Origin of the sequence: Sphingomonas mali NBRC 15500 (assembly GCF_001598415.1) — a bacterium.
Taxonomy (GTDB): domain Bacteria; phylum Pseudomonadota; class Alphaproteobacteria; order Sphingomonadales; family Sphingomonadaceae; genus Sphingomonas; species Sphingomonas mali.
Map to the genome: position 1 here is coordinate 70,959 of NZ_BCYX01000015.1, position 17,069 is coordinate 88,027.

17 protein-coding genes are annotated in these 17,069 nt (G+C 65.3%); 16 read left to right on the plus strand and 1 reads right to left on the minus strand.

Annotated elements, in window-relative coordinates; genetic code table 11:
• Window positions 1–3 precede the first annotated feature (3 nt).
• The 11 genes from SMA01S_RS12715 (at window position 4) to SMA01S_RS12765 (ending at window position 10,192) form a co-directional block, all read left to right on the plus strand.
• A complete protein-coding gene (locus SMA01S_RS12715; RefSeq protein ID WP_066822455.1) occupies window positions 4–690 on the plus strand; it encodes a flagellar hook assembly protein FlgD in 687 nt (228 codons plus the stop codon).
• 29 nt (window positions 691–719) lie between these two features.
• Window positions 720–1,976, plus strand: coding sequence for a flagellar hook protein FlgE (locus SMA01S_RS12720; RefSeq protein WP_066822458.1), 1,257 nt, complete (start codon window positions 720–722; stop codon window positions 1,974–1,976).
• Between the two features lie 28 nt (window positions 1,977–2,004).
• Window positions 2,005–2,748: a flagellar basal-body rod protein FlgF gene (flgF, locus tag SMA01S_RS12725; RefSeq protein WP_066822461.1), complete on the plus strand. Its 744-nt coding sequence runs from the start codon at window positions 2,005–2,007 to the stop codon at window positions 2,746–2,748.
• A 13-nt stretch (window positions 2,749–2,761) separates the two neighbouring features.
• Window positions 2,762–3,550 carry a flagellar basal-body rod protein FlgG gene (gene flgG / locus SMA01S_RS12730; protein WP_066822463.1) on the plus strand — a complete coding sequence of 263 codons (789 nt, stop codon included), beginning with the start codon at window positions 2,762–2,764 and terminating at the stop codon, window positions 3,548–3,550.
• Window positions 3,550–4,236, plus strand: coding sequence for a flagellar basal body L-ring protein FlgH (locus tag SMA01S_RS12735; RefSeq protein ID WP_066822465.1), 687 nt, complete (start codon window positions 3,550–3,552; stop codon window positions 4,234–4,236). Before flgG ends, SMA01S_RS12735 begins: the two co-directional genes overlap by 1 nt.
• Before the next feature lie 66 nt (window positions 4,237–4,302).
• Window positions 4,303–5,403: a flagellar basal body P-ring protein FlgI gene (locus SMA01S_RS12740; RefSeq protein WP_066822468.1), complete on the plus strand. Its 1,101-nt coding sequence runs from the start codon at window positions 4,303–4,305 to the stop codon at window positions 5,401–5,403.
• Complete coding sequence (locus SMA01S_RS12745) at window positions 5,400–5,765, plus strand: rod-binding protein (protein WP_066822471.1); 366 nt, start codon at window positions 5,400–5,402, stop codon at window positions 5,763–5,765. The genes SMA01S_RS12740 and SMA01S_RS12745 overlap by 4 nt, the downstream gene beginning before the upstream one ends.
• Complete coding sequence (gene flgK, locus SMA01S_RS12750) at window positions 5,762–7,099, plus strand: flagellar hook-associated protein FlgK (protein WP_066822473.1); 1,338 nt, start codon at window positions 5,762–5,764, stop codon at window positions 7,097–7,099. Before SMA01S_RS12745 ends, flgK begins: the two co-directional genes overlap by 4 nt.
• 5 nt (window positions 7,100–7,104) lie before the next feature.
• A complete protein-coding gene (locus SMA01S_RS12755; protein ID WP_066822476.1) occupies window positions 7,105–7,998 on the plus strand; it encodes a flagellin N-terminal helical domain-containing protein in 894 nt (297 codons plus the stop codon).
• A gap of 204 nt (window positions 7,999–8,202) precedes the next feature.
• Entirely contained in the window at window positions 8,203–9,066 is an 864-nt protein-coding gene (gene motA / locus SMA01S_RS12760; protein ID WP_066822479.1) for a flagellar motor stator protein MotA, read from the plus strand.
• 184 nt (window positions 9,067–9,250) lie between these two features.
• A complete protein-coding gene (locus SMA01S_RS12765; RefSeq protein ID WP_066822482.1) occupies window positions 9,251–10,192 on the plus strand; it encodes a flagellar motor protein MotB in 942 nt (313 codons plus the stop codon).
• A 55-nt stretch (window positions 10,193–10,247) separates the two neighbouring features.
• Here the strand turns inward: SMA01S_RS12765 and SMA01S_RS12770 are convergent, their stop codons facing one another.
• Complete coding sequence (locus SMA01S_RS12770; RefSeq protein ID WP_066822485.1) at window positions 10,248–10,868, minus strand: outer membrane protein; 621 nt, start codon at window positions 10,866–10,868, stop codon at window positions 10,248–10,250.
• A gap of 226 nt (window positions 10,869–11,094) precedes the next feature.
• Between SMA01S_RS12770 and SMA01S_RS12775 the strand changes: the two genes are divergently transcribed.
• From SMA01S_RS12775 to dacB, 5 genes are all read left to right on the plus strand, one after another.
• Window positions 11,095–12,237: a serine hydrolase domain-containing protein gene (locus tag SMA01S_RS12775; protein ID WP_066822489.1), complete on the plus strand. Its 1,143-nt coding sequence runs from the start codon at window positions 11,095–11,097 to the stop codon at window positions 12,235–12,237.
• 32 nt (window positions 12,238–12,269) lie between these two features.
• On the plus strand, window positions 12,270–13,838 hold the full coding sequence (locus tag SMA01S_RS12780; protein WP_066822610.1) for an N-acyl-D-amino-acid deacylase family protein: 1,569 nt from the start codon (window positions 12,270–12,272) through the stop codon (window positions 13,836–13,838).
• Between the two features lie 103 nt (window positions 13,839–13,941).
• Entirely contained in the window at window positions 13,942–15,192 is a 1,251-nt protein-coding gene (locus SMA01S_RS12785) for a dicarboxylate/amino acid:cation symporter (protein ID WP_066822492.1), read from the plus strand.
• Entirely contained in the window at window positions 15,185–15,613 is a 429-nt protein-coding gene (locus SMA01S_RS12790; RefSeq protein WP_066822495.1) for a hypothetical protein, read from the plus strand. The genes SMA01S_RS12785 and SMA01S_RS12790 overlap by 8 nt, the downstream gene beginning before the upstream one ends.
• Before the next feature lie 16 nt (window positions 15,614–15,629).
• The gene (gene dacB / locus SMA01S_RS12795) at window positions 15,630–17,069 is read left to right on the plus strand and encodes a D-alanyl-D-alanine carboxypeptidase/D-alanyl-D-alanine endopeptidase (protein WP_066822497.1); all 1,440 of its coding nucleotides are present in this window, start codon (window positions 15,630–15,632) and stop codon (window positions 17,067–17,069) included.

Sequence of the window (17,069 nt, forward strand, 5' to 3'; positions counted from 1 at the left end):
GAGATGACCTCGACCTTCGATACCACGCTCGCCAATATCGGCATTGGTCGCACCGGCGCATCGACGCCGGCAGTCGCGCCGGCCGGATCCGGACAGACGCTCGGCCAGGCCGATTTCCTGAAGCTGATGACCGCGCAGATGCAGAACCAGGACCCGTTCAACCCGGTCGACAATACCCAGATGGTAGCGCAGATGGCGCAATTCTCGTCGCTCTCGGGCATTTCCGAGATGAACTCGACGCTGAAGTCGATCGCCGACAAACTGACCGGCACCTCGGCCAACGACGCGCTTGCCTATGTCGGCAAGACCGTGCTGACCCAGGGTGATACCGCGTTCGGCCGCACCACCGGCGGGATCGCCGGCGCGGTCGATGTCGACAGTGCGGCGAGCGACCTTAAGGTCACGATCCAGGATCAGTCCGGCAACGTCCTCAAGACGCTCGACCTCGGCGCCCAGACCAAGGGCACGGTCAATTTCGACTGGGACGGCAAGACCGACGCCGGCGCCGATGCCGGCACGGGCCCGTTCAAGGTCGTCAGCACTGCCAATGCCAATGGCGCCACCGTCGCCACCCACACCCTGGTCTGGGCGCCGGTTACCTCGGTCTCGATGCCCAGCTCGGGCAGCCCCGTCCTCAACGTCGCCGGGATCGGCAACGTCGACCTCTCCGCCGTTCGCCAGATCGGCTGATCCAACCCATTCCCCAAGGAGCCTGAATCATGTCCTTCTACACGTCGCTTTCCGGCCTCACCGCCGCGCAGACCCAGATGTCGACGATTTCGCACAACCTCGCCAACGTCGACACCAACGGCTTCAAGAAGAGCGTTACAGAATTCGCCGACGTCATCGCCTCGAGCGTGAACCTGTCGCCGACGATGATGGTCGGCGCGGGCACGATGGTGAAGGGCAACGTCCAGCAGTTCAGCCAGGGCAATTTCATCCAGTCGTCCTCGGCGCTCGATCTCGCCATTTCGGGCGACGGCTTCTTCGCGATCAAGCCGCAGCTCAACGGCTCGAACGTCAACTACACGCGCAACGGCGGGTTCAAGGTCGACCCCGACCATTATGTCACCGACGCGCAGGGCAATTATCTCCAGGTCTATCCGGTCGACGGATCGGGCGCGGTCGTCGCGTCGGGGCTCAACCAGTCGATCAGCCTGCAGCTTCCGGCCACCAGTGGCACGCCCAGCCCGACCCAGAATGTCGGCATGACGGTCAATATGTCGTCGAGCGCAGCGGTGCCGACCACCGCGACCTTCGATCGCTTCGATCCGTCGAGCTACAATCAGTCGGCCCAGACCACGGTCTATGACTCGTCGGGCAATCCGCAGACCATGACCACCTATTTCAAGCGCGAGACCACCGGCACGCCGTCGACCTGGTCGGCCTATAGCTTCATCGGCGACAAGCAACTGACCTCGGGCGGGTCGGACCACATCACCATGTCGTTCGATGCGACCGGTGCGATGACCGCGCCGACGGGTGCGACGACGTTCGATCCGGTCACCCCGGCGGGCGCCACCGCGGCGCAGACGATCAACTTCACCCTGGGTGCGGCGAGCGCGCAGACCCCGACGGCGTTCAACGTCACGTCGCGCAGCGCCGATGGCGCCGCGATCGGCCAGCTCCAGGGTGTGACGGTCGACGGCGACGGGACGGTCAAGGCCAGCTTCTCGAACGGCGACGTCAAGTCGCTGGGCAAGGTCGTGCTGGCCAACTTCACCAATCCTGCGGGCCTCCGTCAGCTGGGCGATTCGACCTGGGCGGCAACCGGCGTGTCCGGCGCGCCGGTCGTCGGCTCCCCGGGCAGCGACGGCTTCGGCAACCTGATGTCGTCGACGATCGAACGGTCGAACGTCGACATCACCGAGGAACTGGTCAGCCTGATCGCGGCGCAGCGCAATTTCCAGGCGAATGCCAAGGCGCTCGATACGGCCAGCCAGATTTCCCAGACGATCTTCAACATCCGTAGCTGATGATCAAAAGGGCATTGGGGGCTAAAGCATGGATAAGCTGATCTATACCGCGGCGTCGGGGCTGAAGAGCCACATGGCGGCGCAGGCGGCGATCGCCAACAACATGGCGAACGCGTCGACGATCGGCTTCCGCGCCGAAAAGGTCAATTTCAACAGCCTGTTGCTCAAGGGAGCGGGCTTCGACAGCCGGCAGCCGGCATCGGAGAACGTGACCGATTTCGACCGCAGCGCGGGCGCCGTCACCACCACCGGACGCAACCTCGATGTTGCCATTCCGGGTGACCAATGGATGGCGGTTCAGGCGAATGATGGTAGTGAGGGCTATACGCGCCGCGGAGATCTAAACATCTCTGCGACAGGCGTTTTGGAAACCGGCGACGGTTTCCCGGTGATGGGGTCGGGGGGCCCCATCACCGTGCCGCCCGCGACGTCGGTGTCGATCGCGCAGGACGGAACGATCTCGATCATCCCGGTCGGCGGTGACGCCAAGAACCCGCAGGTCATCGACCGCATCAAATTCGCCAGCGCGCAGGGGTCGCAGACGGTCAAGGGTCTCGACAATCTGATCCACGTGCAGGGCGGCGGCATTCTGCCGACCGACGAGAATGCCAAGTGCATCTCGGGCGCGCTCGAACAATCGAACGTCAACATGACGCAGTCGCTGGTCGACATGATCGAGAACCAGCGCAGCTACGAAGTACAGGCCAATTTGATGAAATCGGCCAAGGACATGGACGAAAGCGCCGCATCCGTGATGCGGATGCCGAGCTAAGGAGTAGAATGAGATGAGCAGCGCAGCGATGCACATCGCCCGCACCGGCCTGGACGCCCAGGACATGCGGATGCGGGTGATCTCGAACAACCTGGCCAACGTCAATACGACGGGGTTCAAGAAGGACCGCGCGTCGTTCGCGACCTTGTCCTACCAGACGGTGACCGCCGCCGGCGCGCAATCGTCGAGCGACAGCAAATACGCCACCGGGCTCAACCTCGGTACCGGCGTGCGCATCCAGGGCACGTCGCGGATGGAAACCCAGGGAACGATGCAACAGACCGGCAACGCGCTCGATCTGGCGCTCGACGGCGACGGCTATTTCCAGGTGCAGCTGCCCGGTGGCCAGCTCGGCTATACCCGCGCGGGCAATTTCTCGCGCTCGCCCGAAGGCCTTTTGGTCACCAACGAAGGCTATCAGGTGATGCCCGGCATCACCGTGCCCGAGGGTGCGACCCAGATCACCGTCGGCACCGACGGCACCGTCTCGGCGACGGTCGCCGGCCAGACCGAGCCGGCCCAGCTCGGCCAGCTTCAGGTCGCGAACTTCCCCAATCCGGCGGGGCTGCAGTCGAAGGGCGACAATTACATGCTCGAAACCGCATCGTCGGGCGCCGCCAATCTCGGCGTGCCGGGCGAGGACGGCCGCGGCATGGTCCGTCAGGGCATGCTCGAGGCGTCGAACGTCAACGTCGTCGAGGAGCTGGTCGACATGATCGAATGCCAGCGCGCGTACGAGGTCAATTCCAAGATGATCTCGGCGACCGACGACATGCTCAAATACGTCAATCAGAACATCTGATGCGCATCGTCACCACCACCGCCCTCGGCATCGCCGCGATCGGGTTCGCTCTGTCGGCCGGCGCGCCGGCCGAGGCTCGCCTGTTCGGCAAGAAGAAGCCGGCCGAGGATTATTCGGCCGCCCCGCCGGTGGCGCCGGCGCCGGCGCCCGCCAATGGTTCGATCTTCCAGCCGCAGAACGGCTATGCCGCGCTGTACGAAGGCTCGGTGGCGAGGAAGGTCGGCGATCCGCTGACCATCGTCCTGGTCGAGAACACCCAGGCGTCGAAGTCGTCGTCGTCGAAGCTCGATTCGGGCGGCGGGTTCAGCCTGACTCCGCCGAGCACCGGCGCGCTGTCGCTGTTCAAGCCCAGCGACGCATCGGTCAGTGGCGCGCGCAATTTCAACGGCAAGGGTACGGCCGACCAGTCGAACTCGCTCTCGGGTGAAGTCTCGGTCACCGTCGTCGCGGTCTATCCCAACAACACCATGCTGGTGCAGGGGCAGAAGCGCGTCACGCTCAACCGCGGCGACGAGTTCGTCCAGATCAAGGGCATCGTCCGCACCGCCGATATCAGCGCCGACAACCGCGTGCTGTCGACCCGCGTTGCCGATGCCCGCATCGCCTATACCGGTAAGGGCGACGTCGCCCGTGCCGGCCGCCAGGGCTGGCTTGGCCGCTTCTTCTCGGTGATCTCGCCTTTCTGATGGTTAGCACGGTCTTAACCATCTCCGTGCGACAGCCCGTCTAATCTAAGATTGGATAAACGTCACATGCTGCGTGCCCTGCTCGTCTTCCTGGCCCTGATGACCGGTTTCGCCGCGACCCCGGCCGCCGCCGATCGCGTCAAGGACTTGGGCGGATTCCAGGGCATCCGCAGCAACCAGCTGACCGGCTACGGCATCGTCGTCGGGCTGGCCGGTACGGGCGACGACAATCTCGAATATACCATGCAGTCGATGAAGGCGGTCGCATCGCGCTTCGGCCTGCAGCTGCCCGCCGGCGTCAGTCCCGGCCTGAAGAACGCCGCGGTGGTGATGATCACCGCCGAATTGCCGGCCTTCGCCAAACCCGGCCAGCGGATCGACATCACCGTCGCATCGATGGGCAAGGCCAAGAGCTTGCGCGGCGGTGCGCTGATCATGACCCCGCTGATGGGCGCCGACGGCCAGATCTATGCGATGGCGCAGGGCAACCTCGCGGTCGGTGGCCTGGGCATCGAGGGCAAGGACGGATCGTCGGTCGTCGTCAACGTCCCCTCGACCGGCCGCATTCCCGAAGGCGCCACGGTCGAACGCACCGTCGATACCGGGTTTGAAACCGCGCCGACGCTCGTCTTCAACCTCGCCCGCGCCGATTTCACCACCGCGCAGAACGTCGCTACCGCGATCAACGCGCGGTTCGGCGGCGGCGTTGCCGACGCAGTCGACGGCGTGTCGATCAAGGTCAACGCCCCCGCCGGCGCCGATGTCCGCGCGACGATGATGAGCGAGATCGAGAATCTGACCGTCACCTCGGCCGACCCGCCCGCACGCGTGATCGTCAATGCGCGGACCGGTACGGTCGTGATCAATTCGACGGTCCGCGTCGGCGCCGCCGCGATCACCCATGGCAAGCTGACCGTCCGCATCGACGAGAAGCAGACCGTGGTCCAGCCCGCGCCATTCAGCCAGGGCCAGACCGCCAACGAACAGAAATCGGGCGTCAATGTCGAAGAAGAGAAGCGCCCGATGTTCCTGATGAACCCGGGGCCCAAGCTCGCGGATATCGTCAAAGCGGTGAACGCGATCGGCGCCACGCCGTCGGACCTCGTCGCGATCCTCGAGGCACTCAAGGAAGCCGGCGCACTCAAAGCGGATCTGATCATCCTGTGACGGATATCCCCACACCCGTTCAGCCGACCAACGGCATCTCGACCGACAACAGCCGGCTGACCTCGCGCGCCAACCTGAAAAAGGCGGGCCAGCAGTTCGAATCGGTGTTCATCGGGATGATGCTGAAGTCGATGCGTCAGGCCAATCTGGGCGACGGATTGTTCGATTCCAAGAATTCGGAAACCTTTCGCGACATGCAGGACAAGCAAGTCGCGGAGAGCATGGCCGCGCATCAGCCGATCGGCATCGGCAAGGCTATGACCGAATTCCTCGCAAAGTCGCAAAAGGCGCTGCAGGACGCGGCGGCCGCCTCAGCCACATCGGGCGCGCCGGCCACGCCTGACGCAGGAACCACGTCATGAGCGACATGCTGTCGATCGGCGCGAGCGGCCTCAAGGCCTATCAGGTCGCGCTCAACACCGTGTCGGAGAATATCTCCAACGCGGGCACGATCGGCTATTCGCGCCGCACTGCCTCGACGTCCGAGGTGGCCGCGGTCGGCAAGAACACGTCGCTCAACGGCATGGGCTCGCTGGTCACCGGGATCGTCCGCGCCGGCGATTTCTACGCCGCGGCCCAGGTCCGCACCGCAGGTTCCGACCTGGCGCGGACAGAGACCAGCGTCACCTGGCTCGATCGCATCGAATCGAGCCTCGACGGCAATCAGCTGAGCACCCGGCTTTCGGACTTCTTCACTGCCTCGACCACGCTTGCGGCCGATCCGACATCGCTCGGCGCGCGCGCCTCGATGCTCGAAGCCGCGTCTGGCGTCGCCAGCGCTTTTTCGAGCACCGGCAAGGCGCTCGATCAGGTCGCCCAGGATCTCGACGGCACCGCGCGCTCGTCGGTCGAATCGCTCAATGCCGCGACCGCCACGCTCGCCCGGATCAATGACGGTCTCAGCCGCGCAGCCGCCGGCACCTCCGGTGCCGCGGCGTTGCTCGACCAGCGCGACCAGGTGCTCGAACAAATGAGCGCGCTGACCGATATCTCGGTCGACTTCGACGCGATCGGCCGCGCCACCGTGCATGGCGGCGGCGCTGCTGGTCCCGTGCTGGTCTCCGGCACGCAGGCCGCTACGGTCACCTACGCCTCCAATTCGGCCGGCGCGGTGTCGTTCAATGTGCTCAACGGCGCTGCGCAACAGAGTCTCGCCCCGAGCGGCGGCGCGCTGGCGGGCGTGGTCGATTCGATGCAGAGGGTGGTCGACGCCAAGAGCCAGCTCCAGGCCGTCGCCCAGGACTTCGCCAACGGCGTCAACACGGTTCAGACCGGCGGGCGCGACCTCGACGGCAATCCCGGCCAGCCGCTGTTCGCGCTCGGCACCGGCGGCACCGCCGACATGACGATCGCCCTCGACGACCCGCGCGGCATCGCCGCGGCGGCGGTCGGCGGCGGCAGTCGCGACAACACCAATCTCGCGGCGCTTGCGGCGCTGCGCACGTCCGGCGGTTACGAGAACCGAATCGTCGACATGACGACCGCCAATGCCGCGACCTTGTCGCAGCGCAAGGCGGTGGCCGAGGCGCAGGACACGATCCACAGCAACGCCGTCGCCGCCCGCGATAGCGCATCGGGCGTCAATCTCGACAGTGAAGCCGTCGACCTGATGCGCTTCCAGCAGGCGTATGCGGCGACCAGCCGCGTCATCCAGGTCGCGCGCGAAACGATGCAGACGATCCTCGATATCAGGTAAGCCCGATGCAGATCTCGACCAGCCAATTCTATGCGTTCAATCAGCAGAATATGCAGTCGCTGACCGCGACCGCCGACCAGCTGCAGACGCAGATTTCGACGACCAAGCGGATCAACGCGCCGTCCGACGACGCGGTGTCCTGGCGGCGACTGCAGAGCCTCGCGCGCGACGGCGCCGACGACACTGCTTATGGCGGCAATTTGACGCTGGCGGGCACGACCTTGAGCCAGGCCGACGGCACGCTGAGTTCGATCACCGACGCGCTCCAGCAAGCGAAGGAACTTGCGGTCAAGGCGAACAGCGGCACGCTGTCGGCGAGCGACCGGGTGGCGATCGCCGACCAACTCGACGCGATCGTCACCAATCTGGTCGGCTATGCCAACGTCAAGGATTCGCGCGGCGCCGCTGTGTTCGCCAATGGCGACGCCGATGCCGTGATCAAGAATGCCGATGGCACGTTCAGCTTCGCCGCGACGGGCCCGACATCGATCCCGGTCGGCGCCAACGAGTCGATCCAGCCCGGCGATTCGGCCGCGCGCGTGTTCGTCGACTCGAGCGGCGGCAATATCCTCTCCACCATTTCATCGCTCTCGGCAGCACTCAGGGGTACCGGTAACGTCTCGACCATCGCCGGGGCGACCGGCGACGCGCTTCAGGCGGCCAACGATCAGGCGGCAAGCGTGCAGGCCGGCCTTGGCGCCCGGGCCGCGCGAGTCGACCTGGAGACCTCGCGGCTCAAGGACGTCGCCACCAATCGCGAAGCGGCCCGATCGTCGCTCGAGGATACCGACGTCACTGCGGCGATCACCAATTTGCAGAAGACCATGACCGTCCTGCAGGCAACCCAGGCGAGCTTCACCAAGCTGGCCAGCATGTCGCTGTTCGACTTCCTGAAATAAGTCTGGCGGCGCCAGCCGGTCCTCCAGCGGCAGTTTTCTTGCTGGCCGAAGGGGGAAGCGGGCTGGCGCCGCACCCGGTTCAGCTCCGCTGAATCCACAAAGCGCGACGACCTTAACCGGTTGGCTACGAAAAGCCGGTTAACCATTGAGCGAACCGGTCGTTATCCGGTTAGGCCGTGATTGCAGGGGGTAAGTAGAACTAAGATGTTTCCGGCAATCGGCCTCGTTGTCCTTCTGGCGATGGTCTTCGGCGGGTTCGTCTTCACCGGCGGCGCGCTGGGGCCCGTGCTCGAGGCCATTCCCCACGAAATGCTGATCATCGGCGGCGCCGGGGCCGGCGCGCTGATCATCGGCAATTCGCCCAAGGAGCTGAAAGGCCTGGGCAGCGGCATCATGAAAGTGATGAAGGGGCCGAAATACAAGAAACAGGATTATCTCGACGTCATCTTCCTCGTCTCGAAGCTGATGAAGATGCTGCGGATGGACGGGCCGATCGCGCTCGAACCGCATGTCGAGGACCCCAAATCGTCGGCAATCTTCGCCGAATATCCCCGCCTTCTCGCCGACCATACATTGGTCAATCTGATCGCGGACACGCTCCGCCTGGTCGTCGTTTCGTCGGGCACGCTCGACGTCCATGCGGTCGAGGAAGTGATGGATAACGCGATCAAGACGCACCACCACGAGGTCGAGGGGCCGCAGGGGACGCTGCAAAACCTGGCCGACGCGCTGCCCGCTTTGGGTATCGTCGCGGCGGTGCTCGGCGTCGTCAAGACGATGGGCTCGATCGACAAGCCGCCAGCGATCCTGGGTGCCATGATCGGATCGGCGCTGGTCGGCACGTTCCTGGGTGTGTTGCTGGCGTACGGCATGGTCGGGCCGCTGGCGACGCGCCTCAAGCAGATCATCGACGCCGACGCCGCAATCTATCATGTCGTCAAGCAGATCATCATCGCCTCGCTGCACGGTCACCCGCAGCCGCTGGTGATCGAGGCCGCGCGCTCGGGCATCGCGCATTCCAACCAGCCTGCTTTCGCCGAGGTCTTCGACGGTCTGCGTGGACGCTGATCGTGCAGGCGCCGGCGTTCGCTTTTAATTTTCGCGCAGAGGCGCAGAGCTGTTCTCTTGCGCGGCAGCGCACGTCATCTAAACCGCCAAAAATAGCGGGCCGCTGGCGCGGCCGGGCGACACCTCTCCGCGCCCTCTGCGCCTCCGCGCGAACCATTCTCCCGCTGACCTCGGAGGCCATCTGATGGCCGCGCGCGCACCGCATGGCAGCAATCAGCCGCCGAAGATCATCGTCAAGAAGATCTATATCGAGGCCCATGGCGCGCATCACGGCGGCGCCTGGAAAGTCGCTTATGCCGACTTCGTGACCGCGATGATGGCGTTCTTCCTGCTGCTGTGGATCCTCGGTGCGACCACCGAGAAGCAGCGCAGGGGCATCGCCGATTATTTCTCCCCGACCCTGGTCAACATGAAGGAGAATAGCGCGGGGTCGAACGGCATGTTCGGCGGATCGTCGATCACCGACAAGGACAATTACCCGCACAGGGCATCGCAGACCGGCACCAAATCGCTGACCATTCCCGTCGGCGCGACCGGCGGCGCCAATATCGGATCGGGCGAGAAAGGGTCGCTCAAGGCGCGCCTGACTGCCGAGGACCAGAGGAATTTCGACGAGATGAAGCGCAAGCTCGAACAGGCGATGAAGTCGCCTGCTTTCGCCAAGCTCGCGAGCCATGTGAAGTTCATTCAGACCCGCGATGGCTTGCGCATCGACCTGGTCGACGACGCCGATTATTCGATGTTCGCGCTCGGCACGACCCAGCTCGTTCCGGAAGCGAGCAACCTGATCGGAATGATCGCGGGATCGGTCAAGGGCATGGAAAATCCGATCATGATCCGCGGCCACACCGACAATCTGGCCTATGGCAACCCGCTGGCGATGAACAACTGGATGCTGTCGACCGGCCGCGCCGAGGCGACGCGCCGCCGGCTTGCGACGGGCGGGCTGATGGAGGATCGCTTCTACCGCATCGAGGGCGTCGCCGACCGTGAGCCGATGATCGCGAACAATCCCGCCGACCCGCGCAACCGCCGCGTGTCGATCACCCTGCTTTATCGCGCGGGGTCGTTCGACGACGGTGGCAGCACCAGCATCCGGACCTCGCCAGGCGGGCTGAGCAAGTAAGAACCAAGGCGAAAGGCGCTCAGACGTCGCCTTTCGCCTCGTTTTCAGGCCGGCCTTATTTGAACCGGAAGCCGATGGTGCCCATCACCCGCTGACGCGAGGTGTGGTCGCTATATTGCGAATAGACATATTGCGCGCCGACATAGACAGGCAGTTTCGAGTCGGTGCCGGTCAGTGTATATTCCAGCCCGCCACCAAGCTGATAGCCGTCGCTGCGGAAGTGGTCATAATAGCCGGTCTGTCCGGCCGGCGCGTCGAACCGCTTGCGCTGCTCGTTGTTCACATAGCCGCCCTTGCCGAACACCAGGAAGCTCGGCGTTACGAGGTAGCCGACGCGGACCGCCGCACCCCATTCCTCGAACGACTTGTGGCAAATGTCGCCACCTCCACCGGTGGGCGTGCAATTCTCCGTCCAGTCGCTCGAGCGCCAATAGCTTGCTTCCGGCCCGACCACGATCTTGTTGCCGATCACGCCATCGAACCCGACCGTGGCGCCATAGCCGAACTTGTCGTTGTGAACGCCTTGCGATTGGAAGCGGTCGCCGCCGATGTCGCCCTCGACGCGAATACCGCGGAATGACGTCGGAGAATCTTGAGCGGTCGAAGAATCTTGGGCAGAAGCGGACTGCGGGGCGATCGCTGTAATGGCGATGGCGGTCAGAAGTAGGGTACGCATAACGGATTTCCTTTGTCGCCTGATGAGCGGTGAAGGGCGTAACCTTCGAGAGCCTCGGTTGATCCGAGAATAATTGGACAAAAAAACAGACTGTTGCTTCATCGCAACAGACGCTTGATCCTTGAGCTCGAGGTCGGAACTTGCACGCTCGAACGGTGTTTGCCGTCCGCCGCCGCGAGCGAAAGCGGTCGTTGCAGCCGGCCTGGACTGGCCCTAGCCTCGCGACATGCTGTCCTTCCTCCTGTTCGCCGCGGCGAGCGCGGCGCAGCCCGTCGCTTCGGTCCGCGTGACCTTCGACCGCAAGGGTGAAACGTCCGCGCAAGCCGAGGGCTTCGCCGATCCCGCGGTCGATCGCGGTGTGACTCCCGACGACCCGGTGCGGATCGCTTCGATCTCAAAGCTGGTGACGGCGATTGGGGTGATGCGGCTGATCGAGCGGGGCAAGCTCGACCTCGATTCGGATGTATCCAAGTGGCTCGGCTATACCTTTCGCAATCCGGCTTTCCCCGACGCGCCGATCACGCTGCGCCTGCTGCTGTCGCATCGATCGAGCCTGACCGACACGATCGACTATGTCCTGCCGCTCGACGGCGACATGCGCGCGACCTTGGCCAATCCCAAGGCATGGGACGCCGAGCACGCGCCGGGCAGCTTCTTCCGCTACACCAATTTCAATTTCCCCGTCGTCGCCGCGGTCATGGAGCGGGCGACCGGCGAGCGGTTCGACCGCCTGATGGACCGGCTGGTGATCAGACCCCTCAGGCTAGATGCCTGCTATCAATGGGACACGTGCGACGACGCGACGATCGCGCATGGCGTCGTGCTGTTCCGCGGCGGACAAGTGACGCGCGACGACAATCACGGCAAGCGCCCGCCCTGCCCGGTCACGCCGGCGACCGACGGGAGCTGCGATCTGTCGCGCTGGAAGGCAGGCGCCAACGGTGCGATGTTCGCGCCGCAATCAGGCCTGCACATCTCCGCTCGGGGTCTCGAGCGGATCGGGCGGATGCTGCTCGGCAACGGCAAGGTCGACGGCGTCCGCCTGCTCTCCCCCGCCTCGGTCAAGCTGATGGAGACGCCCGCCTGGACCTATGACGGCCGTAATGGCGATATCGGCGACGGCTGGGTGTGCAGCTACGGCCTCGGCATGTTCGTGATTCCGACGCCGCAAGCGGGATGCCATGACGATCCGTTCGGCGACGGCAAGCGGCGGTTCGGGCATCTCGGCGACGCTTATGGCCTCAAGTCCGGATTGTGGATCGACCCGGCCAGCGGCACCGGCGTGGCGTACTTCGCGACCGACGTGCCGGCCGAGAAGGGTATGCACTCGAGCTATACCATCACCGAGGAATCGCTAGCCCATCCTTGACGCCGACTGCCGCGACCGAAAGGATCGCGGCCATGAAGTTGCGCCTCGCTCTCACCGCCACCTTGCTCGCCGGTTGTTCGATCGGCGCCGCCCCCTCCCCCGCCATGGATGCGGACCTGATCTTGCGCGGCGGCACCGTCTATACCGGCGACGACGCACCGTTCACCGGCGATATCGCGATCAAGGACGACAAGATCGTCGCGGTCGGGCCAAGCCTGAAGATCGCCGCCGCGCGGACGATCGACGCGACCGGCATGATCGTCGCGCCTGGGTTCATCGATCCGCACACCCATGCCGGCCCCTGGCTCGCCTCGAGCGATGCCAAGACGCGGCTGATCCCCGCGTTTCTACTCCAGGGCGTGACCACCGCGTTCATCGGCAATGACGGTGGCGGCGCTACCAATGTCGCGGCCACGCTGGCGACACCCAAGATCAAGCCGGTCGGGATCAATTTCGCCACCTATGTCGGCTTCGGCGCGATCCGGGAGCAAGTAATCGGCGGCGCCAACCGCGCGCCGACCCCGGTCGAGCTCGACAAGGAAAAGGCACTGGTCGCCAAGGGCATGTGCGAAGGCGCGATCGGCTTTTCGACCGGCCTATTCTATGCGCCGCAGAGCTTTTCGAAAACCGACGAAGTGATCGCGCTGTCGCAGGAAGCGGCCAAGCGCGGCGGCTATTATGACAGTCACATCCGCGACGAATCGAGCTACACGGTCGGCCTCGCCGCCGCGATCGACGAGGCGGTCGAGATCGGCAAGGCTACCGGCATGCCGATCCATATCAGTCATATCAAGGCGCTGGGGGTCGACGTCCAGGGCATGGCGCCGACGATCATCTCCAAGATCGACGCCGCGCGCGCCGCCGGGGTCAACATCACCGCCAGCCAATATCCCTGGTCTGCCTCGGGCACGAGCCTGGTCGCGTCGCTGATCCCGCTCTGGGCGCAGGACGGCGGCACCGCCGCCCTGATCAAGCGGTTCGACGATCCCAGCCTCACGCAGAAGCTGCGCGAGGGCATCGCCGAGAACATGCGCAAGCGCGGCGGGCCGCATTCGCTGCTGATCACCGAAGGGCAGTGGCGCGGCAAGCGGCTCGACGAGATCGCGGCGGCGATGAAGACCGATCCGATCTCGGCGGCGATCGCGGCGATCCGCGTGCACGATGCCGGCGTCGTCTCGTTCAACCAGAGCGAGGCCGATATCGCCGCGTTCATGAAACAACCCTGGGTGATGACCGATAGCGACGCGTCCAGCGGCCATCCGCGCGTCTGGGGCACGTTCGCGCGCAAATATTCGAAATATGTCGTCGCCGACAAGGTGATCTCGTTGCGCGAGTTCATTGAGCGCAGTTCGTCGATTACTGCCAAATGGTTCGGATTGACCGGACGCGGCGAATTGAAGCCCGGCGCATTCGCCGATGTCGTCGTGTTCGATCCCAAGTCTTATGCCGCGCAGGCGACCTATGAACAGCCGACCCTGCCAGCGACCGGGGTGCGCACTGTCGTCGTCAACGGCAAAGTCGCGGTCGACAACGGCAAGCTCACCGGCACCGCCGCCGGCCGCGCGCTGCCGCATACGCCCAAGGCAGGAACGTGTTCCTGAACAGACCCTCACCCTTCCCACCCGGCTGCGCCGGGCGGGCCCCTTCCCTCTCCCGCATGCGGGAGAGGGAGGGAGGCGCGAAGCGCCGGAAGGTTGAGGGTCTGTGAGTCCCCTACACCGCTGGTTCGCCATCCCCCTCTGGCAACGTGTGGTCGGCGCGCTGATCCTGGGCGTGATCTTCGCGCTCGTCTGGCCGGCGGGCGCGCCGTACGTCCAATTCCTCGGCGACCTGTTCGTCCGTGCGATCCGCATGCTGGTCGCCCCTATCGTATTGGTGACGATCGCCGCCGGCATTACCAGCCTCGCCGACCCCAAGAAGCTCGGCAGCCTCGGTGCGCGCACGATCGGGTTGTTTGCCGCGACCACCGCGATCGCAGTGTCGGTCGGCATGCTGGTCGCGACCGTGATCCGGCCCGGGGCCGGCGCCCCGCTCGGCACCGCAGCGCCGCATGCCTTGGGCGCGCCGGTCACGCCTTATGATCAATTGATCGGCATCATCCCGCTCAACATCGTCGATGCACTGGCCAAGGGCGACATGCTCGCGCTGATCTTCGTCGCGATCCTGTTCGGGGTTGGCACGGTATTGACCGGAGAGGCGGGCAAACCCTTCGCCACTTTCCTCCAGGCGACCTCGGCAGTGCTGCTCAAGGTCGTAACGATCGTGATGGAGGCGACTCCGTTCGGCGTCTTCGCGCTGATCGCCAATGCGGTCGCCGCCAACGGCGCGGCGGTATTCGTCCATGTCGGCTGGCTCGCGCTCGCGGTGGTCGCGGGATCGCTGATCCAGATGCTGGTGGTGCACAGCCTGTTGCTGCGCCTCGTCGCCAAACTGCCGGCGCTGCCGTTCTTCCGCGGCATCGTCGACGCGCTGGTTGTCGCCTTCTCGACCGCGTCGAGCGGCGCGACGCTGCCGGTCGCAATGCGCGTGTCGGAGGACAATCTCGGTATCAGCCGTCCGGTCTATTCGACCGTGCTGCCCTTGGGCGCGAGTATCGGCAAGGACGGTACCGCCATGTATGTCGGGCTGCTCAGCCTGTTCGCCCTCCAGGCGTTCGGCACGCCGCTGACGCCCTCAGTGTATCTGCTCGTCCTGTTGACCGGATCGCTCGCGGCGTTCGGCACCGCGCCGGTCCCGTCCGCCTCGTTGTTCATGCTCGCTGCCGTGCTGTCGGCGGTCGGCGTCCCGCCCGAACAGACCGCGCTGGTCGTCGGCTTCGTCCTGCCGTTCGACCGCCTGCTCGACATGACCCGCACCGTCCCCAGCGCCTGCGCCAACCTCGCGGTCGCGACCACGGTCGCGCGCTGGGAAGGCGAGCTCGACGAAGCGATCTATCGCTCGGCCGACGATGAGTGACGCCGCGCTGATCGAAGCGAGCCTGATCGCGCTGGACGGCCGAGAGGCCGCGATGCGCGACCTGTTGTTCGACCGCTTCCTCGCCCGCTTCCCCGAACGCCGCGCGATCTTCATCCATATCGATGCGACCTCGGTCCGGATGACCGACGAGACGCTGCAATGGCTGTACGGCCTTGCCCAGGACCGCAAATGGGTCTGGAGCCAGGTCGCCGAACTCGTCTTCAACCACCGCAATTACGGCGAGCTGCGCCAGGACGAATATGATGTGTTCGTCGACTTCGCGATCGATGCGCTCCGCGACACGATCGACACCTGGGACGCGGCGACCGAAGGCGCATGGCGGCGGCAGGCCGCGAGCCTCAAAACATTGATCGCGCGAGCGCGCGCGGAATGGGCGGCGTCGCCGCTCGCTTTTTCCTGATCGGGGGACGCAATAGATGACCAAACAGGCTCTGGCGCTTGTCGCCGCGCTCGCCGTCGCGGTTCCCGCCGCGGCGCAGAACAAGGACCTGACCGCGCGGGTCGAGGCGGCGCTTGCACAGGCAGGCCCAGGCACGCGGTTCGGCATCGTCGTGGTCGACGACCAGGGCAGGGATGTCGTCGCGATCAATCCCGATGCGCGCTTCATCCCGGCATCGAACACCAAGATGTTCACCACCGCCACCGCGCTCGACACGATGGGCGACCTGACCCAACCCGATACGACCGGCGGTGCCGCGGTGCGGCTCGACGGACGCGACGTCGTGCTGATCGGCAATGGCGACGCGCGGCTGTCGGGCGCCGACGATTGCACGGTCGATTGCCTGACGACGCTGGCCGACGCCGTGGCGAAGAGAACCCACGTCGTCGGTGATGTGATCGGCGACGACACTCTCCTGCCCGATGAGCGCTGGGGCCCGGGGATGAGCTGGAACAACATCCCGACGCGATCGGGCACCGGCACCTCGGCGCTGACGATGGACGACAATGAATTGCCGGTGACCGTCACGCCCGGCGCGGTCGGTGCGGTGCCCAAGGTCGAGCTGCCCGCTTATTACACCGTCGACAACCGGCTCATGACCGTCGCGGGCAGCAAGAGCGCCGTCGAGTTCGACCGCGCGCCCAATGGCTATGAGCTCCGCCTGAGCGGGACGATCGGCGCCGACGCCAAGCCCGACAAATTGCGTGTCGGGATCGACGATCCGGCCCGCTACGCCGCGTGGCGCTTCGCCCAATTGTTGAAGGCACGCGGTGTCCGCGTCACCGGCAAGGTAGACGTCCGCCACCGCCCGCTGATGCCGAGCGACGATCCCGCGATCCGCGGCAACGCCCCGCCCGCTCGGCCGCCATTGCCTCCCGTGCTCGCCAAGCTGACCCCGCCACCATTGCTCGACGACATGCATCTGACGATGAAGGTCAGCCAGAACCTCCATGCCGAATTGTTCCTGCGCCGCTCGTCGCTGGTCGCGGGTAGCGGGTCGATCGCCGACGGCCAGGTCGCGGTCCGCGCGATGCTGGCCAAGGCGGGCGTGCCGCGCGCGGCGTTCGACTTCTCGGACGGGTCGGGCATGTCGAGCTATAATCGCGTCGCGCCGCGCGGCGCGGTGATCATGCTGCGCTGGATCGCGACGCAACCCTGGGGCGCGGCGTGGCGCGAGACGCTGCCGGTCGGCGGAGTCGACGGCACGCTGGCCAAGCGCTTCGGCGGCACTTTGCTCGACCACAAATTGTTCGCCAAGACCGGCACGCTCAACGCGAGCGCCGCCTTGTCGGGCTATATGATCGCCAAGAGCGGCCGCACGCTAACCTTCTCGACCTATGCCAACGACATCCCGCCGGGCGTCGAGGCGACCAAGGCGGTGGATGCCGCGCTGGAGCTCATCGCGGCGGAGAATTGA